22 protein-coding genes are annotated in these 25,740 nt (G+C 42.2%); 4 read left to right on the top strand and 18 right to left on the bottom strand.

The features are described 5' to 3' along the window. Nucleotides 1-64: 64 nt before the first annotated feature. Genes BOD01S_RS10620 through BOD01S_RS10635 form a run of 4 tightly spaced genes read right to left on the bottom strand, consistent with a single transcriptional unit; the run spans nt 65 to nt 5,361 of the window. On the bottom strand, nt 65-1,270 hold the full coding sequence (locus BOD01S_RS10620; RefSeq protein ID WP_036154184.1) for a type II secretion system F family protein: 1,206 nt from the start codon (nt 1,268-1,270) through the stop codon (nt 65-67). Beyond that, the gene (locus tag BOD01S_RS10625) at nt 1,267-2,322 is read right to left on the bottom strand and encodes a type IV pilus twitching motility protein PilT (RefSeq protein WP_407655996.1); all 1,056 of its coding nucleotides are present in this window, start codon (nt 2,320-2,322) and stop codon (nt 1,267-1,269) included. The genes BOD01S_RS10620 and BOD01S_RS10625 overlap by 4 nt, the downstream gene beginning before the upstream one ends. A gap of 11 nt (nt 2,323-2,333) precedes the next feature. Beyond that, entirely contained in the window at nt 2,334-3,998 is a 1,665-nt protein-coding gene (locus tag BOD01S_RS10630) for a GspE/PulE family protein (RefSeq protein ID WP_036154182.1), read from the bottom strand. A 16-nt stretch (nt 3,999-4,014) separates the two neighbouring features. After that, nucleotides 4,015-5,361: a VanW family protein gene (locus tag BOD01S_RS10635; protein ID WP_052124825.1), complete on the bottom strand. Its 1,347-nt coding sequence runs from the start codon at nt 5,359-5,361 to the stop codon at nt 4,015-4,017. 452 nt (nt 5,362-5,813) lie between these two features. On the opposite strand from BOD01S_RS10635, the gene BOD01S_RS10640 reads away from it, so the two are divergent. Genes BOD01S_RS10640 through BOD01S_RS10650 form a run of 3 tightly spaced genes read left to right on the top strand, consistent with a single transcriptional unit; the run spans nt 5,814 to nt 8,113 of the window. Next, nucleotides 5,814-6,248 (top strand): prepilin-type N-terminal cleavage/methylation domain-containing protein, encoded by a 435-nt coding sequence (locus BOD01S_RS10640; RefSeq protein WP_036154178.1) that lies wholly within the window; start codon nt 5,814-5,816, stop codon nt 6,246-6,248. Then, a complete protein-coding gene (locus tag BOD01S_RS10645) occupies nt 6,249-6,686 on the top strand; it encodes a prepilin-type N-terminal cleavage/methylation domain-containing protein (RefSeq protein WP_036154175.1) in 438 nt (145 codons plus the stop codon). It abuts the gene before it with no gap. Next, complete coding sequence (locus BOD01S_RS10650; protein WP_036154173.1) at nt 6,683-8,113, top strand: PilX N-terminal domain-containing pilus assembly protein; 1,431 nt, start codon at nt 6,683-6,685, stop codon at nt 8,111-8,113. The genes BOD01S_RS10645 and BOD01S_RS10650 overlap by 4 nt, the downstream gene beginning before the upstream one ends. A 151-nt stretch (nt 8,114-8,264) precedes the next feature. Here BOD01S_RS10650 and glnA read toward each other — a convergent pair whose 3' ends face one another. The 5 genes from glnA to BOD01S_RS10675 form a co-directional block, all read right to left on the bottom strand. Next, complete coding sequence (gene glnA, locus BOD01S_RS10655; RefSeq protein WP_036154171.1) at nt 8,265-9,599, bottom strand: type I glutamate--ammonia ligase; 1,335 nt, start codon at nt 9,597-9,599, stop codon at nt 8,265-8,267. 170 nt (nt 9,600-9,769) lie between these two features. Further along, nucleotides 9,770-10,150 carry a MerR family transcriptional regulator gene (locus BOD01S_RS10660; RefSeq protein WP_036154169.1) on the bottom strand — a complete coding sequence of 127 codons (381 nt, stop codon included), beginning with the start codon at nt 10,148-10,150 and terminating at the stop codon, nt 9,770-9,772. 285 nt (nt 10,151-10,435) lie between these two features. Continuing rightward, nucleotides 10,436-10,981, bottom strand: a complete 546-nt coding sequence (locus BOD01S_RS10665; RefSeq protein WP_036154167.1) for a hypothetical protein — start codon at nt 10,979-10,981, stop codon at nt 10,436-10,438. Nucleotides 10,982-11,028: 47 nt separating this feature from the next. Beyond that, on the bottom strand, nt 11,029-11,556 hold the full coding sequence (locus BOD01S_RS10670; RefSeq protein WP_052124824.1) for a TlpA family protein disulfide reductase: 528 nt from the start codon (nt 11,554-11,556) through the stop codon (nt 11,029-11,031). A gap of 65 nt (nt 11,557-11,621) precedes the next feature. Then, complete coding sequence (locus BOD01S_RS10675; protein ID WP_036154162.1) at nt 11,622-12,869, bottom strand: methionine gamma-lyase family protein; 1,248 nt, start codon at nt 12,867-12,869, stop codon at nt 11,622-11,624. A 131-nt stretch (nt 12,870-13,000) separates the two neighbouring features. Here BOD01S_RS10675 and BOD01S_RS10680 point away from each other — a divergent pair, with 131 nt between their 5' ends. Then, the gene (locus BOD01S_RS10680; RefSeq protein WP_036154160.1) at nt 13,001-13,609 is read left to right on the top strand and encodes a trimeric intracellular cation channel family protein; all 609 of its coding nucleotides are present in this window, start codon (nt 13,001-13,003) and stop codon (nt 13,607-13,609) included. A 342-nt stretch (nt 13,610-13,951) separates the two neighbouring features. On the opposite strand, the gene BOD01S_RS10685 is transcribed toward BOD01S_RS10680, so the two are convergent. The 9 genes from BOD01S_RS10685 to BOD01S_RS10725 all read right to left on the bottom strand — a co-directional run bounded on the left by BOD01S_RS10685 (nt 13,952) and on the right by BOD01S_RS10725 (nt 25,119). Then, on the bottom strand, nt 13,952-14,254 hold the full coding sequence (locus BOD01S_RS10685; protein ID WP_036154158.1) for a rhodanese-like domain-containing protein: 303 nt from the start codon (nt 14,252-14,254) through the stop codon (nt 13,952-13,954). Between the two features lie 78 nt (nt 14,255-14,332). After that, entirely contained in the window at nt 14,333-14,557 is a 225-nt protein-coding gene (hfq, locus tag BOD01S_RS10690) for an RNA chaperone Hfq (RefSeq protein WP_036154156.1), read from the bottom strand. An 81-nt stretch (nt 14,558-14,638) separates the two neighbouring features. Beyond that, on the bottom strand, nt 14,639-15,538 hold the full coding sequence (gene miaA / locus BOD01S_RS10695) for a tRNA (adenosine(37)-N6)-dimethylallyltransferase MiaA (RefSeq protein WP_036154155.1): 900 nt from the start codon (nt 15,536-15,538) through the stop codon (nt 14,639-14,641). Further along, nucleotides 15,522-16,451 carry an alpha/beta fold hydrolase gene (locus tag BOD01S_RS10700; RefSeq protein ID WP_036154153.1) on the bottom strand — a complete coding sequence of 310 codons (930 nt, stop codon included), beginning with the start codon at nt 16,449-16,451 and terminating at the stop codon, nt 15,522-15,524. Before BOD01S_RS10700 ends, miaA begins: the two co-directional genes overlap by 17 nt. Before the next feature lie 13 nt (nt 16,452-16,464). Next, on the bottom strand, nt 16,465-18,342 hold the full coding sequence (gene mutL / locus BOD01S_RS10705; protein ID WP_036154152.1) for a DNA mismatch repair endonuclease MutL: 1,878 nt from the start codon (nt 18,340-18,342) through the stop codon (nt 16,465-16,467). Nucleotides 18,343-18,354: 12 nt separating this feature from the next. Next, nucleotides 18,355-20,958: a DNA mismatch repair protein MutS gene (gene mutS, locus BOD01S_RS10710; protein WP_036154150.1), complete on the bottom strand. Its 2,604-nt coding sequence runs from the start codon at nt 20,956-20,958 to the stop codon at nt 18,355-18,357. Nucleotides 20,959-21,045: 87 nt separating this feature from the next. Then, a complete protein-coding gene (gene cotE, locus BOD01S_RS10715) occupies nt 21,046-21,609 on the bottom strand; it encodes an outer spore coat protein CotE (RefSeq protein WP_036154147.1) in 564 nt (187 codons plus the stop codon). Between the two features lie 78 nt (nt 21,610-21,687). Next, on the bottom strand, nt 21,688-23,880 hold the full coding sequence (locus BOD01S_RS10720; protein ID WP_036154146.1) for a bifunctional diguanylate cyclase/phosphodiesterase: 2,193 nt from the start codon (nt 23,878-23,880) through the stop codon (nt 21,688-21,690). A gap of 327 nt (nt 23,881-24,207) precedes the next feature. Then, nucleotides 24,208-25,119 carry a polysaccharide deacetylase family protein gene (locus BOD01S_RS10725; RefSeq protein WP_052124823.1) on the bottom strand — a complete coding sequence of 304 codons (912 nt, stop codon included), beginning with the start codon at nt 25,117-25,119 and terminating at the stop codon, nt 24,208-24,210. Nucleotides 25,120-25,740: the final 621 nt, after the last annotated feature.

The raw sequence follows: 25,740 nt of genomic DNA on the forward strand, positions 1-25,740 counted from the left end.
CAAACGTCCAGTCATTTTTCCTTAATTAACTTGCAATCTATTATCCTTATTTTTAATAAAAACCTTACATTTGTTCATAAAGGCTGAACATCGGTAGCATAATGGCTGCTACAATTGTGCCGACTATAATGGCCAAAAATAAGATCATTGCGGGCTCAATCAACGATTTCAGCGTATCTACGGCACGATCGACTTCCTCTTCGTAGAAATCGGCGATCTTCTCGAGCATATAGTCAAGCGACCCTGTCGATTCCCCGATCTGCGTCATGCTCGTCACAAGCGGCGGGAACAGCCAGCTTTTTTGCAGTGGCTCGGTTAGCGTGCTACCTTTTTCTAGGCTTTCTCTTGCCTCAATCATGACTTCACTGATGACCGGGTTTCCGCTTACCCGCTCGGAAATTGTAATGGCATGTAAAATCGGCACGGCACTGCTGAATAGCGAAGACAGCGTGCGTGTCAGCCTGGAAATAGCTGTTTTCTGTAACAATGGTCCAAATATAGGCAGCCGCAGCATTGAGTAATGAACTAAATAATTGAATTTTTTATTCTTTTTATAAAGCGAGTTAAATCCTATTACCGCGCCTAAAATCCCTATTAAAATGAGCCACCAAAAGCTTGTGAGCCAGTCACTGATTTTCACCGTAATAACGGTAATCAGCGGCAGCTCCGCCCCCATCTCATCAAACGTTTGGACAAAGGTTGGCACGATGTAAATCAACAGGAAGAAGACAACCCCGATCGTAATCAGCAGCAGGATCGCCGGATATGTCATCGTCGACTGTACCTTCTTTTTAATCCGAAACTGCTTTTCAAATGTATTGGCAAGTCTGTCCAATGTTTCATCGATATTACCGGTTGCCTCGCCTGACCGCATCATATTGATAAATAAATCTGGAAATACTTTTGGATGCTTTGCAATTGCCTGTGAAAAGGCAGTCCCTGTCCGCACGTCTTCTTCTACCTCTTCAAGTGCCTTTTTCAGCAGCTTGCTTGTCGACTGACGGGCAAGTATATTCGTGGCTTCTACAATTGAAATACCGGCACGAATGAGTGTCGCAAACTGGCGGCAGTAAATAACAAAGTCTTGATTTTTGATACCTCCACCGATACTCAAATCCTTATGGAGGATGCTTGTCGACTCTTCCACTTCCCGCGGGTTTATCCCTTGTTCGCGAAGTTTGAGAATCGCGTTATTTTTATTCGCTGCCTGGATCGTTCCCTTTTTTAACGCACCTGTTTTGGAACGTCCACTGTATTTAAAAACGGTCAAATGTACTCACCCACATTCAAATACGGCCGTGCTTCCTCAAGTGAAATTTTCCCCTCCGAAACTAAACCTTGTATACATGATTCAAGCGTATGCATGCCGAGTGCCCGGCTTGTCTGCATGACACTTGGGATTTGATGTACCTTCTCGTTTCGGATAAGGTTCGTTACTGCCGGCACGCCGACTAAAATTTCTGTTGCTGCGACCCGGCCTTTCCCGTCCTTTTTAACAAAAAGACGCTGTGAGATAATCCCCTGCAGGACGTTTGCCAGCTGAATTCGAATCTGCCCTTGCTGATGGGGCGGGAACACGTCAATAATGCGGTCAATTGTTGTTGGTGAACTGGATGTATGTAATGTCGCAAATACTAAATGTCCCGTTTCCGCCGCGGTAATCGCAGTCGAGATCGTTTCCAGATCCCGCATTTCCCCGACTAATATAATATCCGGATCCTGGCGGAGTGATGCCCGCAGTCCGTTCGCAAAGCTTGCTGTATCGGTCCCGACTTCACGCTGATTAATGATGGATCTTTTATGATGATGTACATATTCAATCGGGTCTTCGAGCGTAATAATATGCTTCGCTTTATTTTCATTAATATAATTGATCATTGCTGCGAGTGTCGTCGATTTTCCGGAACCGGTAGGCCCTGTCACTAAAATAAGTCCCTGTGGTTTTTCCGCTAACTCGTAAAGCACCTTTGGCATATTCAGTGACTCAATCGTCGGAATGTTATTGGAAATAAGACGGGCAGCGATTGCACCTGCATTCCGCTGGTGGTAGGCATTTACACGAAAGCGGCAGTAGCCTTCCAGCGTATAGTCGAAGTCTGTTTCGCCCTTTTCGTCAAACTCTTCCATTTTCGGCTCCGGCAGAAGTTCACGGACCATCTTATTTACCATATCCGGAGTGACAGATGTCTCCCCGTATTGAATAAGCTTGCCGTTCACCCGGTATACAGGCGGTACCCCGACCGTTATATGCAGGTCAGACGCGTTCTGTTCATAGGCGTATAGCAGCAAGTCTTTAATTTGCAGGCTGTCAGTCATTGTCATTTCGTCACTTCCTATTCCGTTGTTGCCACACGCAGCACTTCTTCTGTCGTTGTAATGCCGCTCAATACTTTTAAAAGTCCGTCTTGCAGCAATGTGTTGTAGCCTTTTTTCTTCATGCAGTCACGGAGAGCATTACCGCTTACTTGAGAAAGAATTAACTCCTTCAATTCACGGTCAATCGGCAGAATTTCATGGATAGCCATACGTCCACGATAGCCTGTATTACTACAAGCTGCGCAGCCGCGTCCACGATGGACAGTTGTAACAGTCATTCCGTTAACCGCAAATATCTCTTTTTCCCGTTCTGTTGCCGGGACTTCTCTCGAGCAATCCCGGCAGATTTTTCGTACAAGACGCTGCGCCATGGCACCTACTAAAGACGAAGAGATCAGAAACGGCTCTATCCCCATATCCTTTAGTCGTGAAATGGATTCTACTGCACTGTTTGTATGCAATGTACTGAGTACAAGGTGACCGGTCAGGGATGCACGTATCGCAATTTGTGCCGTTTCTAAATCCCGGATTTCCCCGATCATGACAATATCTGGGTCCTGCCGCAGGATCGAGCGTAGTCCGGCTGCGAATGTCAGTCCGACTTCCTCCTTCACCTGAATCTGATTGATACCTGTCATCTGATACTCGACGGGGTCTTCAACTGTAATAATGTTAACGTCCTCTCCGTTCAATTCAGAAAGAGCAGCATATAGCGTCGAGGATTTCCCTGAACCTGTTGGTCCGGTTATTAAAACAATCCCGTTTGGGCGGTTAATGATGCTGCTAAATAACTCTTCGTTTTCCGGAGAAAACCCGATTTGTCCGATATCATTCGGTGCATTACTCAAGTCCAAAATACGCATAACGATCTTTTCACCGTACACTGTCGGGAGTGTTGATAACCGGATATCGACCGGGCGGAAATTTACATTTATCTTGATCCGTCCATCCTGCGGAATCCGATTTTCTGTAATATTCAAATTTCCCATGATTTTTACACGGGCGGTCATCATATTCTGCATATGCTTCGGCAGAGAACGCTCTGTGCGCAGTACGCCATCCACACGGTAGCGCACTCTGAACTCTGTTTCCTGTGGGTCAAAGTGAATATCCGATGCCCGCTGTGCCACTCCGTTTGCGATAATTTGGTTCACAAGCCGTACAATCGGTGAATCTTCATCCGTAATTTCCTGCTGGGCATCCTGTGCATTTACCTGTACATCAGACAAAGCGGCTTCCATCGATTCCTGCAGGTCATAATACTTTGTAATCGTCCGGTATAAGTCGTCCTTTGCCGCAATCGTCGTTTCGATCTGGCATCCCGTCGCCATCCGTACCTCTTCAATCGCAAAGTAGTCCATCGGGTCTGCCATGGCAATGAACAGCTTATTTTTCTCACGCCGAATCGGGATAAGCTGGGCCCGTTTTGCCAGTTCAGCCGGTACAAGATGCAAAAGCTCCGGATCAATCGGAATTTGATTGAGCGAAATATGAGGAATTCCAAGCTGGAACTCGAGTACTTCAATAAGCTGCTGCTCTGTTAAGATGTTTTCCTTAATCAGAAAATCCCCTAGTTTTTCATCCCGGCTTTTATTGTCAAGGGCATTCGTCAATTGCTCTTCCGTAATAACTCCCGCTTCTAAAAGCAAGTCCCCTATTCGTTTGCGAGCTGCCGTCCTCATCATTAGGCTCCCCTTCCTATGGTGTAATCAAGTTGCCGCCTTTATCGTAATAGCTGCCCGGAGGCAAGATTGCGTTCCCGTTTTCATCTACCTCAAGCTCTGCTTCATTGATTGTTTCATTATTCGTTTCATCTTTTGTCCCAGCTCCCGCTTCATCGCTTGACTCCACATCTGCCAGACCATCACCATTCAAATCCATTTGAAGATCCGGATCAGTATCTGCAGACTGCTGTGTCTGCAACTGGCGCGAAGACTTTAAAAGAACACGGTTCACCGGTGGATAGTAGTCCCGGCTGACAAGTTCCTCAACTCCGTCTATTACCCGGTATACCGAAACACGTAAGCCCTGTTCACCTTTTTGGACTTCCTTCACCTGTCCTGCTGCAAGCTCATTTGAATAGCGTGTAATTGTCCGAGGTTTGATCTCTTCATCACGTACAACCCTTGTCGTGACAGCCGCTTCCTTTTGTGTTGTATACATTTCCGCTTTCAATTGCTGCTCTTCTACTGAAAGCTTCAACTTAATAGGGGTTGCCAGGCGGTTAGTGAATTGTAGATTCTTGTCCCCGCTGCTAGTAATTGCGGCCTCTATCCCAGGCTCCAAATAGTTAGGTATTTTATGCTGAGATTGTCTTTCTACAATTTCTGTATTTATATTTAAAGCATTTTGGTAAATAAGAGAAGCAACAAATTGAAGCGCCTCACTATTAGCTATATCAGCATTTTCTCCAAGTGATTGAACGAAAGAAAACGTCTCACCCGGCGCAATAACCTGATCATTTAATACCTGTGCAATATCATATGTACCAAAAGCCGTTTCAGGAATTTTCTCTATCGCAAGAGCAATACGCTCTGTTTCCAAAGCCGATGTATCTTCCACTGCCGCTTCCACCTCACCTGATTTTAAATAACCGGCAAAGCTCATGACCTGTGCGTATGTTTCTTCCTCATTCCACATACTCATCTTCGAAATTTCATTTTTTATTTCTTCATTTGGCAAAGCCTCGAGAGGAATATGGATGACTTTATCATCCTTCCAAAAAGCATACCAATCCTTTTTTACCATGTTTTTATATAAAGCTATCGTACTATCGATATCATACCTAATCACACTCGTATTCAAGGAAAGTTCATTTCCTCCATCTGTGACTACAAGTGGTTCATTCATCCACTGGTTGACTGCATCTGTCAGTACTGTCCTCATTTCACCCTCTGTTAGATTCCCAACCTCGATACCGGCAATCGTTGATACAGAGCCGTTTTCTTCGGCATAGGCAGTCTTAAATTCAAAGCTGTTCAGAGGGGAAACAATATAAATCAGCAGACTTGCCAGGAGAGCTAACATAATGATATTTTTCTTCACCCTCAACACTCCTACCATATTTTAATATTTTTTACGTACTAGTTACATTTAGACTAGAAAATAACTATAAAGATAAGATACACTAACACTATACGCTTTGTATAGTCCTTTAGTCTTTTTTATATTTTTTATATGCTTAAAATAGGAACTTTATGTAAGAAATATAGATTCATTTTCACTTTATCGATATAGTAAATAGAATATATTTACTTTCCAAAAAATTGATTATTGGTTACTTCATGAAAATTAAACAACGAAATATAAGGATAAAGGTTAAAAGAAAATTATTCTTTATAGCAATTTAGAATAAGAGTTTCTTTTCTATTAACAAAAGATATAAATCACATATAAAATTTATTAGTTTTCTTTCAGGTATTGATAGAAAGGGAAAATCTCACTATCAGCAACATGCGATCCAGATATGAAGAGTTATAAATTAGGGGTGTAAATACATGATAAAAAATTGGTTTAAACAGAATAAGGGAGGTTTTACCTTAGTAGAGGTAATTGCTGCAATATTGTTAATTAGTATTATTTCGATATCTTTTATTAGTATATTTACTCAAACATCAAAAGCCCGCGTTACTTCCGAACGAGTTATTAATTCCACATATATAGCCCAACAGGAAATGGAAAGTTTCTACGCGTATAGTAAGGCAAATAAATTTGATATAGAGGCTATTGGAAAGGTTTTTACAAAGTATAAATTAGTTGGCAATAAATTAATTCAATTAACTGATGATCAACAGTATCAAATAGCTGTTCGTTTCAATGAACTGAGACCTAATCTATATTCAATCATCATTGAAGTTTCAGAATTGCAATCTGATAATCGTTATATACTAAAAAGTAAAATGGAAAACATTTATATTTGGGGAGGAATATAAATGAAAAATCTAAAAAAGGATAACAGCGGCTTAACTCTCATTGAAATTTTAGCTGTTGTCATTATTCTTTCACTTATTTCTATCATTATTATGAATATCCTTACTAACAGTAGTAAAACACATAAAAATCAGGTTATAGAAAATCAACAATTAGTCGATGTGACCTATTTATCTAAAGTTTTGACTAAAGATATCCGGAAGTCTACTCATTATGAAAAGCTTAGAGATTATGGCAACTTCAAAATTACTTCCAGCGTTACTGGCGAAGAATATCTTTATGAATATAACAACTCAACAAATAAAGTTTATCGCAACGGAACTTTATTAGCAGATCATATTATAGAGTTTTCGGTAAATGAAAGTTTGGATATAATAATCGCTTCAGAAAAGGGACCAGCAATAGAAACAAAATTATATTTTAGAGGAGCTAACAAATGAAATTTTTCAAAAGTTTCTTTAATAATGATAGTGGTTATGCGTTGATTTACACATTTATGGTACTAATTTTAGTAACGGTACTCGGAGTAGGTTTGCTAACTATCTCTGCAAATTCTATGAAAATAACTGATAAAGAACGCCAAGATCAGTCTGTTTTTTATATTGCAGAAGGGGGGTTAACCTATATCAAATATGAAATAAACGACGTAGTACAAAATACTTATAACGAAGTTTTAGCCTCTATTAATCCTAAAAGTACAGAAGAACAACTTGTAATGAATTACTTCAATATTATTAAATCAAGACTTAATACAATTAATAAGACAACTTATAGTCGTTTCGAAAAACAAAATAACCAATCTCCCGAAGCACTTATTACCGTCGAACAATATTCCGATAATCCATTAATTTATAAATTAACGTCAACCGGTTATTTACCCAAATTAACTAGTTCTAGAACCGTTTCACAATTATTGACGATTCCTACTCCCACCTTCTTAAAAGATTCGTCAGAGGATATTTCCATTGATGGAAAACACGCAGTTATCTTTAAAAGGAGTGCTACGATTTCTAGTAGTATTACAGGCGACATTAGTACGTTATCGGGAAATTTGAAATTAGATTGGGGACTTTCTTTAGACGGAAATATTAATGTTAATCCAAACAAGGTTACTCAACCTTCAAATTTTAATTTAGATAAGAATAAAATCAAACAGAGTTTAGGATATTTTGATTTTAATCAAATAGCGCCACCATTTCCAACTGATATATTTTCAAACAGCTCTGTCTATACCCAACTTAAAAACATACACCTAAAGGGTGGGACTGACAGTAGCTTAAAATTGGATAGCAACTCTTATATAAAAAACATTACCATTGAGAGTAATCGAGTTTTGGATATTTATGTAGGGGATACAGAAAAAAATCTAATTGTTGATAATTTAAATGTTATTCAAGGATCTATTAACCTAATTGGCAGCGGTAAGCTAAACTTGTATGTCAAAGATTCACTAGCGATAAAAGGTTATTATAGTCAAAATCGTGATCCTAATTTATCTAATATTTATTATAATGGGAACTCACCTTTATCCTTTATAGGAGAAACATTGATAGGCGGCTCATTATTCGCAAAAACTTCTATTAAATTCGAAAATATTGGGGGAGGAATAAGAGGAAACATAGTAACTACCGGTCCAGAGGTAACTTTTAACGGTGGAGCTACAGCTAATGCACAGTATATAATTGCTCCAAATGCTCATGTTCAGGTTATACGTGGAGCCCATGTTAAAGGAACAGTTGTTGCTGATTCAGCAACAGTCAGCGGTGGATCTTCAATAACCTACGGAGAAAGTATTATCCAAAATCAACCTTCTGTAGAACCTCAAACACCTACTATTATAGAACAGCCTATGTTAGAGGTGGATTGACCTTAAAGTAATATAAATTCAATACGATTCATAATACCAACGGTGTTTCATCTCGCTGTGTCGCACAGCGGTTTTTCCTATTCGCCCCCTCCCCTTAACACAAACAAAAAAAAGCGTTGAAGCCCTTCCGCTTCAACGCTTTCCCTATTTATTAATACATTTTCATATACATGTCACGTTCCCATTGGTGTACAGTTGTACGGAACATTTCCGATTCGATTTCTTTCGCTTCACGGAAGTTTTCGTAGATGTGTTCACCAAGGGCGTTTTTCACGATTTCGTCCTGTGCAAGTAATTCTAATGCATCGTCAAGGGATGCTGGCAAGTTGTCGATACCGTTTGCTTTACGTTCTTGTTCACTCATCACGTAGATGTTGCGGTTGATCGCCGGTGGCGGCGTCATTTTCTGACGGATTCCTTCTAGACCAGCTTCCAAAATAACTGCCATTGCCAAATATGGGTTGGCAGATGGGTCTACCGAACGTACTTCGACACGTGTTGATACACCGCGTGAAGATGGGATACGGATAAGTGGTGAACGGTTTTGTGCAGACCATGCTACGTAACATGGCGCCTCATATCCCGGAACTAAACGTTTGTACGAGTTAATTGTTGGGTTGATGACAGCTGTAAAACCTTTTACGTGCGCAAGAACACCAGCCATAAATTGCATTGCTGTTTCAGATAAGCCTAGCTCTGTTGATTCATCAAAGAATGCATTTTCTTTTCCTTTGAATAAAGAAACGTTAAAGTGCATACCTGATCCAGCTTCGCCGAATAATGGCTTCGGCATGAATGTCGCGTGCAGACCGTGTTTGCGGGCAATTGTTTTTACTACTAATTTGAATGTTTGAATATTATCACATGCAGTTATAGCGTCTGCGTATTTGAAGTCAATTTCGTGCTGGCCTGGTGCAACCTCATGGTGAGATGCTTCAATTTCAAAGCCCATTTCTTCAAGCTCCAGCACGATATCACGACGGCAGTTTTCCCCAAGGTCAGTTGGTGCCAAGTCGAAGTAACCGCCATGGTCGTTTACTTCTAATGTCGGCTCGCCTTTTTGATCAAGCTTGAATAGGAAGAATTCCGGCTCAGGTCCTAAGTTAAAGTCTGTAAACCCTAGTTCCTCCATCTCTTTTAAAATACGCTTTAAGTTTGAACGCGGGTCGCCGGCGAACGGTGTACCGTCTGGACGTGCGATGTCACAGATAAAGCGTGCTACCTTTCCTTTTTCCGCAGTCCAAGGGAAGATCATGAATGTATCATAATCTGGGAATAGATACATATCTGATTCTTCAATACGTACAAATCCTTCAATGGAAGAACCGTCAAACATCATTTTATTGTCCAGTGCTTTATCAAGTTGGCTTACTGGAATCTCAACGTTTTTAATCGTTCCCAAAATATCTGTAAATTGTAAACGAATGAATTTTACTTCTTGTTCCTGCACGAGACGTTTAATATCTTCTTTTGTGTATTTAACCAAAATTTCACACTCCTAAAATGTTTAAGCTGTCCGAGGAATTCCCTCATCGTTATATAATTTACACACTTATGTACCATAACGGCAACTCTCCCCTGCTTCTCCATCAGCGCCATTCGCCTTCGTGCTACTAGACGGCTGATGGGAAAGCAGATGAATAGAAATTTACCGTTTTATTGGTAAAAGCGCGATAAATTCCCTTGACGTACTGATGTTTTCTGCATACGTTGCGCCTGGCGCATTTCCTCGCGTAATATTTTACGGAGTTCGCCATCTGTAATTTCTTTTGCCTGCGCCTGGACAGCCGGGTCATTTTTCATTTCGAATACTTTTTTAATACCCGCCATGTTTACACCCTGTTCAAGCATATCCTTGATTTCCAATAAGGTATCGACGTCGTTTAAACTAAACATACGGCGATTCCCTTCCGTACGGTGTGGCTGAATTAATTCATGTTCCTCATAATAGCGGATCTGCCGTGCTGTCAGCTCTGTCAATTGCATAACAATACTGATCGGCAAAAGCGGCATTGTTCTTCTGATTTCACTACTCATTCAATCCACCTCCCTTACTGTTATATTACTCTTTGTCACATTCATTGTCAATCACATGTCAGAAAAACTAACACACTATGAAAAAAACACACAAAAACATAGGCAAAAGAGCGAATAATTCTATTTCTCTTATTATTCTCCTAATTTCTGTTTCATAAATCTCTATTTCAAAACTCAAGGAAATAGTCAATACATCCAGCTTTAGGTGACCTTAGAAGAATATTCACCTTCCCTTCTTCCACTCTTTATTAATTGTTAAATAAAAAAGTACCCAAAATGGGTACTTTACTCATGGTAATTTTCTTTGTAAGAAACTCCATATTGACGAATTGTCGCCAACAGCTTTCCTCTTGCCTCTTTTAGCTGTCCGTTTTCTGCAATATCAAATGCACGGCCATCTCTCATATGAAAAATATAATAGCTCCCATCTTTATCATCTGATTCATACACAATGCTCTTCATATCTTCCCAGTAATAGTTTTTCACATGCCCATACACAAGCATTTCTATTCCGCTTTCCTGAAATGCGATATAGTTGCGCTGCGACTGAAAAAAGATAAGCAATGTGCATAAGAGCAATACAGTACCCAGTACATATGTGTACCGGCTACGCTTCCATGCCAGGAGCATTAAAACAACGACAAGTCCTGAGAACCCTATCCCGAGCAGTACGAAATTCCGCATCGGAATAAGCATCAGCCAGCTTTCGATATGTATATAGATTGTTTCAAAGTAAGCGAGCGGTATAAAGAATGTAAAAAATGGCGTGAGAATAGTCAAAGCTAGCGCAAACACAATTAACTTTACCTGAACACTTATCTCCCCTAACATATCATTCCCCTTTACATATGTTGTACGTGCGGATTAACAGCTCCCCGCTACATTTGCTGCATATACGAATCAAGCATCGCTTTGTCCAGGGATCCTTCAACTTTCATCTGGATAACACCTTCCTCGTTAAGAAAATAGGTGCTTGGAATATTTAAGACCTGGTATGCCTTCGAAACATCTCCTGTTTGATCGAGCAGTACCGGGAACGTTAATCCGTACTTATCTACAAAGGCAGAAACCGTTTCAAGCTTTGCATCCTTATTTGTCATATTAACGGCCACTACAACGACATCATCATGGGCAGCATCATAGGCTTCAAAGATTGGCATCTCTTCTCTGCATGGCCCGCACCATGTTGCCCAGAAGTTCAGGATGACCTTCTTCCCCTTTACATCTTTCAGACTCATTGGGTCACCGTCAAGTGTCTCTAATTTAAACTGCGGCGGTGTATCTCCCTGCTCAACACCTGTACCGTTATCCGTCAGCCCATATTCAACGGCTGGCTTGCGTAAACCGGTCCAGGCTGCTATCCCAATTAATATGACAATAAACGCTACCCCAATCCATTTTTTCAATATAAAACACCTCCACCGCTAGCATAGCATAAGGTGGAGGCGGAGTTGTGATGTTTACGTGAACATTATTTTAACGCTTGTACCGCACAGCATATTGCATATTTTACATGCTCATATGTCAGCCCGCCCTGGATGAACGCTGTATATGGCGGACGAATCGGGCCATCAGCTGTCAGCTCTATGCTTGAGCCTTGAATAAATGTACCAGCTGCCATAATAACATCATCCTCATAGCCCGGCATATAGGCAGGTTCCGGTGCAAAATGCGCATTAATAGGAGATGCGGCCTGGATTTGACGACAGAAAGCGACCATTTGTTCAGCTGTCTGAAATGATACGGACTGAATCAGGTCAGTACGCTCGTCTGTATAATGAGGCGAAGTAGTCATTCCCATTTCCTCCAGCATCGCTGCTGTAAAAATCGCCCCCTTTAATGCTTGTGCTACCGTATGTGGAGCCATAAAGAAGCCTTGATAGAAATCTGCCAATGTGTTTAATGTGGCACCTGCTTCTGCCCCAATGCCTGGAGAAGTCATACGATAGGCACATTTTTCCACCAAATCTGCACGGCCGGCAATATATCCCCCGATTTTTGCGAGTCCTCCGCCCGGGTTCTTGATAAGCGAGCCTGCCATTAAATCCGCGCCTACTTCTGTCGGCTCCAGTGCCTCTACAAATTCACCGTAGCAATTATCAACAAAAATAACGGCATTCGGGGCAATGGCACGAATTTGTTTTACCATTTCAGCAATTTGTGCCACCGTGAATGAAGGGCGTGTCGCATAGCCCTTTGAACGCTGGATGGCGACCATTTTTGTCTGTTCGTTCACTTTCTGCTTAACGCCGTCCCAATCGATTTCTTTATTATCTACTAAATCCACATGGCTATAGTGGATGCCAAAATCTTTCAACGAGCCTGTATCTTTCTCGCCGCCGTCTACTATAGACTGCAGTGTGTCGTACGGTTTTCCGGTAATATATACTAGATGATCCCCCGGACGCAGCACACCGAACAAGCTCAGTGTTATAGCGTGCGTACCAGAAATAATTTGCGGGCGGACAATTGCTGCCTCTGTACCGAACACTTCTGCATAGACACGTTCTAGATTATCCCGCCCCTCATCGTCATATCCATAGCCGCTCGATGGATGCAGATGATAATCGCTTACCTGATGCTTACGGAACGCTGCCAGCACTTTTTGCTGATTGAAGAACGCCATATCATCTACTCTTTTATGGTAAGGAAGAACAAGCTCTTCCACTTTTTTGGCTAATGCCAATGTATCGTTTGTTAATATGGTCTGAAATGCCATGATGACTCTCCTATCTTTTATATTCCTCTACCATCTTATCAATTCGAAAGGATGCGTCAACTATTTCATATTGCCGAGTTGCTTAAAACCTGCTATTCTCAAGGTTCAGAAATTGTTTAGGAGGCTTTTTTGTGGCTTGGACTTTTTTTAGTGTTATTGGAACTGTGGCGTTCGCGATATCTGGTGCGATTATCGCTATGGAAGAAGAATATGACCTTTTTGGTGTCTATATATTGGGGATTGTTACCGCTTTTGGCGGCGGGGCCATCCGGAATGTACTAATCGGTTTACCTGTTTCTACCCTATGGAACCAGGAAATGCTGTTTCAGATTACATTGGTCGCCATTTTACTGTTCTTCCTTATGCCCCACCATCTTATTAAACATTGGAACCGTTGGGGAAACATTACGGATGCCATCGGATTGGCCGCTTTTTCTATTCAGGGGGCGATGCATGCAGTCAGACTGGAGCTGCCGCTGAGTGCGGTAATCGTAGCAGCCATCTTAACAGGCTGCGGCGGAGGCATTATCCGTGATTTGCTCGCTGGAAGAAAGCCACTTGTGCTGCGGGATGAAATATATGCATTATGGGCAGCTATTGCGGGACTGCTCATCGGAATGCAGCTTATGATAAACGACTGGTTATTATACGGATTGTTTGCAGTCATTATCTTCTGCCGCTATATGTCCTACTCACGGAAATGGCAGCTGCCCCGTAAAAAACTATATATCGAAAAGTAGGATAGGCAGCATCTGCTAAAGAGAAAAATTTGTTCTCTTTTATTTGGCGGATCGTCTTTTGATTTCTCATCTTTTCCAAAAGAAAAAGGCACAGCAAAAAGCTGGGCCTTCCAGAGTGAAGACAAAGTCTTTTTACGACTTTGTCTTTACGTATTTTTAGTTAATACAAAAGAGATGGTGTCCCCAGCCTGTCTTGAAAACGCTTGCCAGACAAGGCGCGCTGACGAGTGAAGACGCGAATAGAACCTGAGTTCATGAGCGGACGAGCGAGACAAGCAACGCAGGATGAAAGCGTTTGTCAACAGGATGAAAGGCACAGCAAAAGCTGTGCCTTTCATCTTATTATTTAAACTCCAACTCTCCGTCGTATGCCATCATACCGCCTTCTAAATTCGTAACGTCAAAGCCCTGTTCCTCTAAATATTCACATGCATTGGCACTGCGTACGCCGCCTTTACATACAAGAATATAAGCCTTTGACTTGTCGAGTTCTTCTGCGCGTGCCGGAATATCACCAAGTGGAATATGCTTTGCACCAGGGATCGTGCCCTGTTCTACTTCGAAGTCCTCACGTACATCGATTACATTTAAATCTTCATTTGCATCCAGTAGATTCAATAACTCATCTGTTGTCATTGTTTTCATACTATTCGCCTCCTCTATCAGCATTCCTTGTCATTATAAGGGATACAAGAGGAGGTTGCCAGTGGCGCGATGAAATTACTATTCTTCTGCATTCAGTGTTACTTGCTTAGCAGGGGCAAATGTAGAGATGGCATGTTTATAGATGAGATTCTGCTTACCCTCTGATTCCAACAATACGGTAAAATTATCATATGATTTAATAAGGCCTTTAAGTTGGAAGCCATTCAAAAGGAAAACTGTTACGAAAACATTGTTTTTCCGCAAATGATTTAAAAATGTGTCCTGTAAATTCATTGATTTCACGAGAGCTCCCCCTGGTCATTATATTTCTATAACTGTACTATTCGGCATTAATATAGATATTCCTTCAAAATAAAGAAAAAACTAGAAAAACTTTTTTACTTCTTCTATATCACCTGTTACCCAGTTTACATCCATCTTGTTACGGAAATAGGTTAGCTGGCGTTTCGCATAGCGTCTGGAATTCTGTTTGATTGCTTCTACCGCTTCTTCCAACGTACATCTGTCATCAAAATAGGCGAACAGCTCTTTATAACCGATCGCTTTTACAGCCTGCGTATCACGGATGCCTTCATCGTAAAGGGCTCTCGCTTCTTCGAGCAAGCCTTTTTCCATCATGATGTCTACACGTAAGTTAATGCGTTCGTATAGTTTTTCCCGGTCCATATCCAGGCCGAAAATCAGATGATTATACAACGGTATATCACCGCGGTTATGTTCCTCGTTGGCCTTTGACGTACCGCTGAGCTCCGCCATTTCCAATGCGCGAATGACACGGCGCGTATTATTAGGATGAATCGTTTCTGCTGTCTTTGGATCGATTGCGACTAAACGCGCATGCATCGCTTCCGGCCCCATCTTTTCCAGCTCTTCATAATATACTTTTCGGGCCTCTTCATCTATTTCATCTTTAGTAAATTGGAAATCATAAAGAACCGACTGTACGTAAAGCCCTGTACCCCCAACAATAATCGGAAGCTTACCCCGTTTTGTTATTTCCTTCATTTTAGCCCGGACAAGCTGCTGGTATTCAGCAACCGAAAAATTTTCCGTCGGTTCCTTTATATCGAGCAAATGATGGGGAATTCCTTGCATTTCCTCTTCGGTAATCTTTGCTGTGCCGATATCAAGTCTTTTGTATACTTGCATGGCATCTCCATTTATTATTTCTCCATCCAGCAAAGACGCCAGCTTAATGCTTAATGCTGTCTTTCCTGATGCTGTAGGGCCTATGATGGCCACTACGTCAAATTGTTTGTCCATGTTTTAACCACCGTATTATTACATCGTAAACTTGTTCTTTATTTGTTTCGTTTAAAATTTCATGGCGCAGACCTTCAAATATATGAACACATACATTTTCCAGGCCAGCCTCCCTCAGCTGCTCCGCAACCTTGAAAACTCCCTTGCCGTAATTACCTACCGGATCGGCGCTGCCACTGATGAGTAAAACAGGCAGATCATGCCGAATTCTCGCATTTTCTGACGGTTTTCCGACTAGCTGAATCCCGTATGTCAGATCCGCAAAAAATTGATTTGTCGGCGTAAATCCGCATTTCGGGTCTTCAATATAGGTCTGGACAGCACTTGTGTCACGGCTTAACCAATCGTAAGCTGTATTAGGATTTAAAATCGATTTATTGAAGCTGCCAAAACTCATCTCCGTCATAAACTCACTTCGCACCTTTTTCCCCTTTGTCAGCGCCAGCATATTCGCAACCCTATTTCCGACAGCGTGCATCGGTGTAGACGTGCCTGTACCGCATAAAATCAGCGCCTTGATCGTGGAGCTGAAAAGCTGGGCATAGCGCCGTGCAATAAACGATCCCATTGAATGCCCAAATAAAATCATCGGCGGTAGATCACGGCCTTTCCGAACGAGCTGGGTGACCTCAAAAACATCCCTTACAACACGCTCAAACCCTTTTCGTTCACTAAAAAACCCAAGTTGCCCACCCCGGTCAACCGTTTTTCCGTGGCCCCGGTGGTCATGCAAGGATACAAAATAGCCGATTTCCGCCAATACCTCTGCATAGGCATCATAACGTGCGCCATGCTCGGCCATGCCATGCAGAATATGGACATGACCCCGTACAGGTGTACGTTTAGGCTCATATATCGCTGCATACACTTCCTGGCCGTCACTCATTTTGAAAAACTTTTCTTGTCTCGCCATTTATATCCCCCTTTTACATGACACGTTTAAACATTTTTTCTACTTCATATGTGGAAAAATGGACAAGCACTGGCCGGCCGTGCGGGCATGTAAACGGATTATCCGCTGCACGTAAGTCATCCAGTAGACGTACCATTTGCTCCTTCGTCAAATAATAGTTAGCCTTGATGGATTTTTTACAGCTCATCATAATGGCTGCTTCTTCCCGCAGCTTCTTCACGTCCGCTTTTTTCGTTTCCAGTACCTGCTCGATTAATTCTTCAATAATTTCCTGTTCGAAGCCTTTCGGGAACCATGTCGGATGTTCTCTTACAATAAATGAACCATACCCAAATTCCTCCAAAAATACACCTACCTGCTCCAGCATATGTGCGTGCTCCTTTAAGACGAGCGCCTCATCTGCAGCATAATGGAAAGTCAGCGGCAATAGCAGCGCCTGCCGTTCATTGGCATTTACTTCCCCTACCTTTTCACGGAAGTACTCATATTTGATCCGCTCCTGGGCTGCATGCTGGTCAATCAGGTAAAATCCGTCTTCCATCTGTGCCACAATATATGTCCCGTGGATCTGCCCTACTACCTCTAACTGCGGAAATGGTTCCTTCCTAGGTTCAGGCGGAGCTGTAATTACCGGCTGAGGAGTTGCTTCCTCTTCTAGCGATTGATTCTCCTCGTCCCGTTCTTCTATAGATGGCAGCGGTTCAAAAGAAGGAATGTTTTCCGGGGGTGCCTTAGTTGCCGGAGGATTTTCATAAGCAGTCTCCCGCACAATCATCCTTTCCTCATTCAGCCGCTGGACAATATCGTCCATTTTCTCTGTATCCAGTGCCGGCTGTTTCCATATATTCATCTGCTCGGATGGCAGTTTCACAGGCTTTTCCTTTCTTTCTACTACTGGAACATGAATCTCTCCCCGGATTGCTCTTTGTACTGTTTCTTCTATCAGACGAAGCAGCTCCGGCTCCTTGCTCAGTCTTACTTGATGCTTTGCCGGATGCACGTTGACATCGGTCAGCTGCGGATCTCCTTCAATATAAAGGACCACAATCGGGTAACGTCCAATTGGCAGATACGTATGATACGCATCTACAATTGCCTTTTGAACAAGATAATGCTTCACCCAGCGGCCATTGACAAAAAGAGAAAGATAATTTTTTGAAGCCCGTGTTACCTCGGGCAGCGTTGCATAGCCGTATACTTTATAATCATTTGACTGTCCTTCAAAGGCAATCATTTTTTTTGCATTATGTGCCCCGTAAATTGCCGCAAGCACCTGCTGAATATTGCCTCGTCCATTCGTATGGAGCAATGTCTGGCCATTGTGTACCAATCTAAAGGAAATCGCCGGGTAGCCCAGTGCCAGCCGGTTGATTAAATCAATTGTATGCCCGAGCTCCGTCTGGATTGTCTTTAAATATTTCAGCCTAGCAGGTGTATTATAGAAAAGCTGTGCCACTGTCATATCCGTCCCTTTACGGAACGCTGTCGGCTTTTGCTCTTTTACATGTCCGCCTTCCAAGTACAGTTCAATTCCGCTGTTTGTTCCATCAGAAGTTTTTAACGTCACCTTCGAAACAGAGGCAATAGACGCTAATGCCTCCCCGCGGAAGCCGAGCGTTCTGATACGGAATAAATCTTGTTCTTTTTCAATTTTTGATGTCGCATGGCGGGAGAAGGATTTCAGTGCATCCTCCTCATCCATGCCCTTCCCATTATCGACAACTTGAATGCTTGTCAGACCTGCTTCTTCCAAAAAAACCTCAATGATGGTGCTGTCTGCATCAATTGCATTTTCTACAAGCTCTTTTACAACAGAGGCGGGACGTTCCACCACTTCCCCTGCCGCGATTTTATTCGATAATACTTCATCCATAATTTGAATGGTGCCCATGCGACCGCCTCCTTACTTTTTATTTACTAATTTTTGCTGCAGCTCATACAGCAAAGTCATTGCCTGCATAGGTGTCGTACCCATGACATTGCATTTTTCCAATGCTTCAAGCACTTCTTTTTCCTCCGGAGACACCTCGTCCACCGGGGCAAATAATGATAGCTGCAAATCCTCTTCCTTTTGCACCGGTTCTACGGATGGCTCTGGCACGATAATTGTTTCTGCAGCTGCTGAAGCAGCACAAGGCTTGTCCTGTGCCTCAAATTGTTCTAGTAGAATGCGAGCGCGCTCAATGATAGGCGCCGGCATTTCTGCGAGCTCTGCCACGTGGACTCCGTAGCTTTTATCTGCCGCCCCATCCTTTACCTTATGCAGGAATACGACACGGCCGTTTTGTTCCGTAGCAGCTACGTGGACGTTTTTTAATCTCACAAGCTGTTCTTCCAATTGTGTCAACTCGTGATAATGGGTAGAGAATAATGTATTGGCGCCGATTTCCGTATGGATATATTCCATCATTGCCTGGGCAAGGCTCATACCGTCATATGTGGATGTCCCGCGCCCGATTTCATCAAACAGCAGCAAGCTGTTCTTTGTTGCATGGGTGATAGCATGCTGAGATTCCATCATCTCTACCATGAATGTTGACTGTCCCGCAGCCAAATCATCTGCTGCACCAATCCTTGTAAAGATTTGATCGGTAATCGGCAGTTCCGCTTCTGCTGCCGGTACGTAGCACCCCATCTGGGCGAGGATGACAATCAGCGCCACTTGCCGCATATACGTACTCTTACCGGACATATTTGGCCCTGTAATGAGCATCATGTTCTTTTCTTCGGGCAGGATACAGTCATTCGGCACATACATCTGCTTTCCGAGCATTTTTTCTACGACCGGATGCCGCCCCTCCATGATTTTCAATGATCGTCCTTCATGGAAGACAGGCTTCGTGAAACGGTATTTCTCCGTCACGACAGCAAAGCTCATAAAGACGTCCAGCTCACTGATTGCTGCGGCAAGGGATTGTACACGCGGAATATAAGCCTTCAGCTCTTCACGGAGTTTTAGGAATAAATCATATTCAAGTGCAAGACTTTCCTCTTCCGCATTCAAAATGAGCGATTCCTTCTCCTTCAGCTCATCTGTAATATAGCGTTCACAGTTAGCAAGTGTCTGCTTGCGCTCATAGCGTGTCAGGTCTGCTTTTCCAATATGTGATTTTGTTATTTCAATATAGTAGCCAAAAATACGATTGTAGCCGATTTTTAAATTATTGATACCCGTCAGCTGGCGCTCCTTCTGCTCAAGCTGCATGATCCAGTCTTTCCCGTTACGTGCTGCATAGCGGAGCTCATCCAGCCTTTCGTTATAGCCATCACGGATGACATCCCCTTCCTTAATCGCTATCGGTGGGTGATCTGTAATGGCACGCGCCAATAACGCTTCGATGTCCTCACACGTATCAAGGGCATGACCTACGTTTTCCAATGTCTCTTTGCCGCTTTCAAGCAGCTGCGCCTTTATTGCAGGCACTTGACGGAGCGATTCTCTGAGCTGTGCTAAATCACGGCCTCCTACATTCCCAAAGGCGACACGTCCTGCAAGACGCTCCAGGTCATATACGCTTTTTAGAAGGTCACGGAGCTCTCCACGCAAGAAAAATTCCTCTAATAAATCTGTGACAATCGCAAGTCGGGCTTCAATCGCACCACGTGTTGCAAGCGGCTGGTGAAGCCATTGCTTTAACTTTCTTCCGCCCATCGCTGTTACTGTCTCATCAAGCAGCCATAGGAGTGTCCCTTTTTGGTCACCGCCTCTGATCGATTGAATCAATTCCAGATTTCGTTTTGAATTCGTATCGATTCGTAAAAACTGCTTCGTTTCCGTATACGTAAACGCCTGCAAGTGCGAAAGAGAACGCATTTGTGTCCGTTCCACATACTGTAAGAGCCGTCGTGCTGCCGGTTTTACTTGCTCCGGTACGTCTTTTAAATAGACCTCTACCGTATGTACACCGATTTCCTCCTGTTCGAGCGATATGACAATACCTGCTGCTCCTGCTAGCTCCGCCATCTCAAGCTGGAGACCCTCTGCCGTAATAACTTCACGGATTGCCAAGCTTTGCAGCTGTTGGATACATTCCTTCACGCCGCCTTCAATAATTTGTGCATGCGCTTCTCCTGTCGAAACGTCCAAGTAGGCAAAAGCAAGCTCATTTTCATTCATTCGTTCCGCACAAGCGAGGAAATGATTCGTTTTACTGTCGATTGTCTTTCCTTCCGTAATTGTCCCAGGGGTAATCAGCTGGACAACCTCACGCTTTACAACACCCTTTGCCTGCTTTGGATCCTCTGTTTGCTCACAAATCGCTACCTTATATCCTTTTGACACTAGTGTTTCAATATAGTTCTTTGCAGAGTGGTAAGGGACCCCGCACATCGGAATGCGTTCCTTGCCTCCTGCCTCTCTGCCTGTCAATGTAATCTCCAGAATTTGTGATGCTTTCACGGCATCATCAAAAAACATTTCATAAAAGTCGCCCAACCGGAAAAACAGAAAGGCATCCTTGTAGTCTTCTTTAATCAACAAATATTGCTGCATCATTGGCGTATACATAATCTAACCTCTTTACATTCAGTAGTACCCTCCATTATAACAAGAAAAAGGGTCTTCCCAAAAGTTTTTGAGAGACCCCTTTTTTGCTTAATCAAATGAGGAAGATTCAATGATATGCTTTTCCGAGCTGCTGGAACTGCTTGAGCTGCTTGAGCTGCTAGAGGATGTACTCTCATCCCCAAATGACCACTCTTCCTCGAAATCTAGCGGATGAACATGGATGCAGACTTTCGTCTCTCCTACAACCTCTACTAAAAACTCACGCTCTACCAACACTTTAATTTTTTCGCCGCATGGTGCAATGACTGCCTCAATACAGTTAGGCTGCTGAATAACACGTGCATGCACATCATTGGAATCGCCTACTTCATCATCGCGGTAATGCAATTTAATGCGATCACGGTATGCAATCGTTTCTGTGTATACCGCAGTTTTCGAATGATTATTGTAAGCATACCAGACATTCACATCAAACTTCCCGGATACATCGACAAAGTTCCCTACTTTTTTTGCTTGGTACTGGTGGTTGATTACCCAGCAGCCTAATATATTTGTCGGTGTGTTAGGAGGCTTTAGCAGCTCCTCCTGTTCCGTTCTTTTCTTGCCCTTCGCAATGACCGCCTTCGTTACAATCTGACGTAGCCTTTTCACCGACGCCTCTCCCTTCCTATTTCTCGCCCTATCTTATGCGATAAGCGCCTAAAGTGTGAAAAAGAAAAAAGCCGCGGATTATCCACGGTCTTCTTCATATTGCAAGAGAAGCAAATCAACCTCTTCTAGTTTCATCGGTTTATAATAATAGTAGCCTTGGCCGATATTACAGCCGATTTTTTTCAGTTCTTGATGCTGGGCTTCTGTTTCAACACCCTCTGCTACGGATTTCATTTCTAAATCCGCCGCCAGTTGAATAATTGTTTTTACCACAGCATGCATCCGTGGCTCCGCGATAGAATCTGTGAAGCTTTTGTCAATCTTAATTTCCTCAAAAGGCAGTTCCTGCAAATAGCTAAGGGATGAATAGCCGACACCGAAATCATCCATCGATGTAGCAATGCCGATATCCCGCAGCTGACAAATATTCCGCTTTGCATATGATACATTTTCCAGTTCAATGCTTTCTGTAATCTCTAGTATCAAATACTTTGGATCCATTTCATATTCCTTTATTAGCTTTTCTATATTTTCTACAAAATCAGGATAATAAAAATGGTTGGCTGAAATGTTTACCGCTACAGGAAACAGACGTTTCCCCTGTTTTTTTCGCTCACGCTGCCATGCCAGCACTGACTTTAAAATAGCTCTGTCTACCTTATGGATATTTCCTGTTTTTTCCCCGACAGGAATAAAAATAGCAGGGGATACGAAGCCGATTTCAGCAGATTCCCACCTTGCCAGCGCTTCAAATCCGATAATCTCCCTTGTTTGTATATCCACTTTTGGCTGCAGCATCGGAAAAAATTCTTTATTTTTTAGAGCACTGGCAAAAAGCGTTAATACTTCTAGTTCCTTTTCGATAGAATGCCTTTGTGATTCCTCGTAAAGGTGCAGGACAGTACCGGGGAGTTTTGATGCAGAAAACAGTGCTGTATCTGCATGCTGAATGGCCATTGTTCCTGTTACTTCTCCCTCGAATATAGCTGCTCCTATTTTCAATGTAATGGAAACATTTTTACCATCAATCATATAAGGCTCAAACGTTAATTCATTTATATGCGGCAGCAAAATTTCCTGGTTCGGATCTTCATTTAGAATGGCAACAATAATGGAGGAGCTTGTATAGCGGGCAATAATCGCTTCCTGGAAACCTGGAATAGCACCTAAACGATCCGCCAGCTGCTTTAACAGGGCATCACCGCCCACTCTTCCATATAAATCGACAATATATTGATGTTCTGTTGCTTCCATAATATAAATAACGCCGCTTTCCCTTTGCCCGCCAATATGGGCCATTTCCTTTTCAAAACTGGCAATATTACGGAGGCCGGTTCTTTCATCATAAAAGGCAAGCTTCAAGATTTCACTTTTTTGCTTGAAGTATTTGAGAGCAAGCGTCACGATAGGAGCGAGTCGATCTAAAAACATGTAATCAGATGGACGCGGAGTGATTGGTTCTTCAAAATACACTGCGAAAATACCGACAGTCTCCCCCTGATGATTTTTAATCGGCTGACTCCATGAAGCAACAAACTGGTATTTTTTTAAGACCCAATGAAAATCACTCCAACCTTCGTGTTCCTGTATATTTGAGCTCAATACAGGCTCTCTTAAAAAGCGGCTTGTCTTTTCATCTCCCATATAACGGCTTATATCAAGGTTATTCAGGCTCTTTTTAAGATCTTCAGGAATGGTGCTTTGTGTTAAAATCTGCAATCTATTACCCTCAACTAAAAAGATGGAACATTTATTGGGCCTATAAAAAGAGGTGGAAACATAATCGCAAATTTGTTCAAATACATGGGAAAGCTGATAATCTTTTTCTAAGGATAAATACAGCTTCCGCTCTAATTGCACAAGCGTATCCATATGAACTACCTCTGTGACATCGTTTATGACAAAGAAATAAAACTGTACCTTCTTTTCATCCGCAGAAAAGGGGATAACTGTTATATCGCCCCAAAAACCGCTTCCATCTTTTCTATACTGAAATAAACGCCGTTTTATCGGAGTTCCTGCTTCTAGCACCTCCTCCAGTTCTTCTATATGCTTCTTTTCAGTCAGCATCTCACTCAACATATTGATTTTCCCGCCGACTATTTCTTCCCTGCTATATTCCGTAATATGGGTGAAATACTCGTTTACATATTTCACTAGTAAACTGTCGGCATCTAAAATGACAACACCAGATTCTACTTTTTTTGCTAATCGGCATAGCCATAAATATAAAAGCTCTTTATTCGGGACTAAGAACCTATTTCCTTCCATAGTGGCAAAACCCTCTCTGTGACTCAGAAGTTTTACTCTAGTAGCAAAACGTCCCTGTTATTTGGGTAATAATGTTCATAATCCTATAATAATAGCAAGTATATTGATATGTATAGATATTTTGAGAATAAATTGTTACTTTTCAGTTTTTTTTCGAGGCAAAGTAACTTTCCCAGCTATATCGGATACTTACTATTCTCTTTCAACTATTTTACACGTCTTACAGAAAGACTAAACAAAAAGAGCTATCCACTCTACTAGCAGTTTTCTTTTTAAACAGAGAGTGTATCCATAAGAAAAAGGAGTGGATAGACAACTCCACTCCCCCTACTTCCTCGCCCCATAATATGGACCACTATGCATTTCCTTCTCTATAGCAAGGAGCTCAGACACCGTGATAAACTGATAGCCTTCTTTTTGCAGCATCTGTATTAATTGCGGTAAAGCCTCTGCCGTTGTCGTATATATATCATGCAGCAATATAATCGATTGGTTTGTGACATTCTCCTTCACGACCTGATGGATCGCTTCAGCATTTTTACTTTCCCAATCTAGTGAGTCTACAGACCATAGAATCGTTGAAATTCCATTCTTCTCTGTATACTCCAGTAACTCGCTCGTATATATACCGTAAGGCGGTCGAAATAATACAGGTTTCTTGCCTGCAGCCCTTTCTATCATTTCATTCGTCTTATTTACCTCTTCTATCATTTCAGCAGTTGTCCGCTTCCTTGCATTTGGATGGCTGTATGTATGATTACCTATTTCATGGCCTTGATCGGCTACTTGCTTTACCATATCTGGGAATTTCTCAGCCTGGATTCCCATCATAAAAAAGGTTGCCTTTACATTATATTCCTTCAACGTTTGCAGAATAGCAGGTGTGCCTTTTGGATGAGGCCCATCATCAAATGTCAGGGCGACATATTTTCCGGATGGATCAAACTCCGTTACTGTATCGGGGATTTTCTCCCCCTGCCCATCAGAAACTTCTTTTTGGTTTTGTTCCGTCTTTCCTTCTACCTGATCAGTAATCCCTCCCTTTTCATTTTCTATTTCCTGTGGAGCACCGATTGGTTTTTTGATGTGCTGGGAGGCGCCATGGGTCAGGGATTTATTTACTTCGACATAAGCCTCCGTTTTCATGCTTGTAAAATGGTGGATGGCTCCTGAAATGATTCCAAAAAACAGAACAAGCAGTACCCAGCCAGGCCATTTAATACGTTTGATCACCCTCATATGTATCTTCCTTTCATTCTCCTTCTATATAAATAGACGTGTCAAAATATAAAATAGTTGGCTGAGGAAAAAATTTTTTATCTTATACCATTATCTTTACAAAATAACAGCTTTAAAAATCATCAACTTCACCAGTTCACAGCCCGCACATACATAGCCATTGTATTTCATTGATTTCTTCGCTCGTTCCTGTATTGTCTCTTCAGCACTTTGCGAGAACTGTTCATTAATAAAAAGGGAGGTTATTTTGCCTCACCTTGCTCTTCCATGGCTTCTTATAATTCTTGTTAGTAATATAATATCAATTATCTTACTATTTGAACATATTATAAATTTATTTTTTCTTATTGGAAGTTATCTCTAACCGTATAGCCTGCCTTGAGGAGAAAATGTTGAGCAGCATATGCTTTCCCACTGGGATAGGATATGAAAGTGTGGAATCTTATATGTAAAAAAACGGTAATTATTAAGTTCCGGTTATTTTGAGGCAAACTATGGCAAAAGGCTTGTATGCGATTCAAATTGAACGGTGGAGGAATTTCACGAAGAGGAAGTCTTGCTTATAAATTTCTCCATGCTTTTCGTTCCTCATAAAGAAAAAGCACCTTCACAATAGAAATG

Origin of the sequence: Lysinibacillus odysseyi 34hs-1 = NBRC 100172 (genome assembly GCF_001591965.1) — a bacterium.
In the GTDB taxonomy this organism is placed as follows: domain Bacteria; phylum Bacillota; class Bacilli; order Bacillales_A; family Planococcaceae; genus Lysinibacillus_B; species Lysinibacillus_B odysseyi.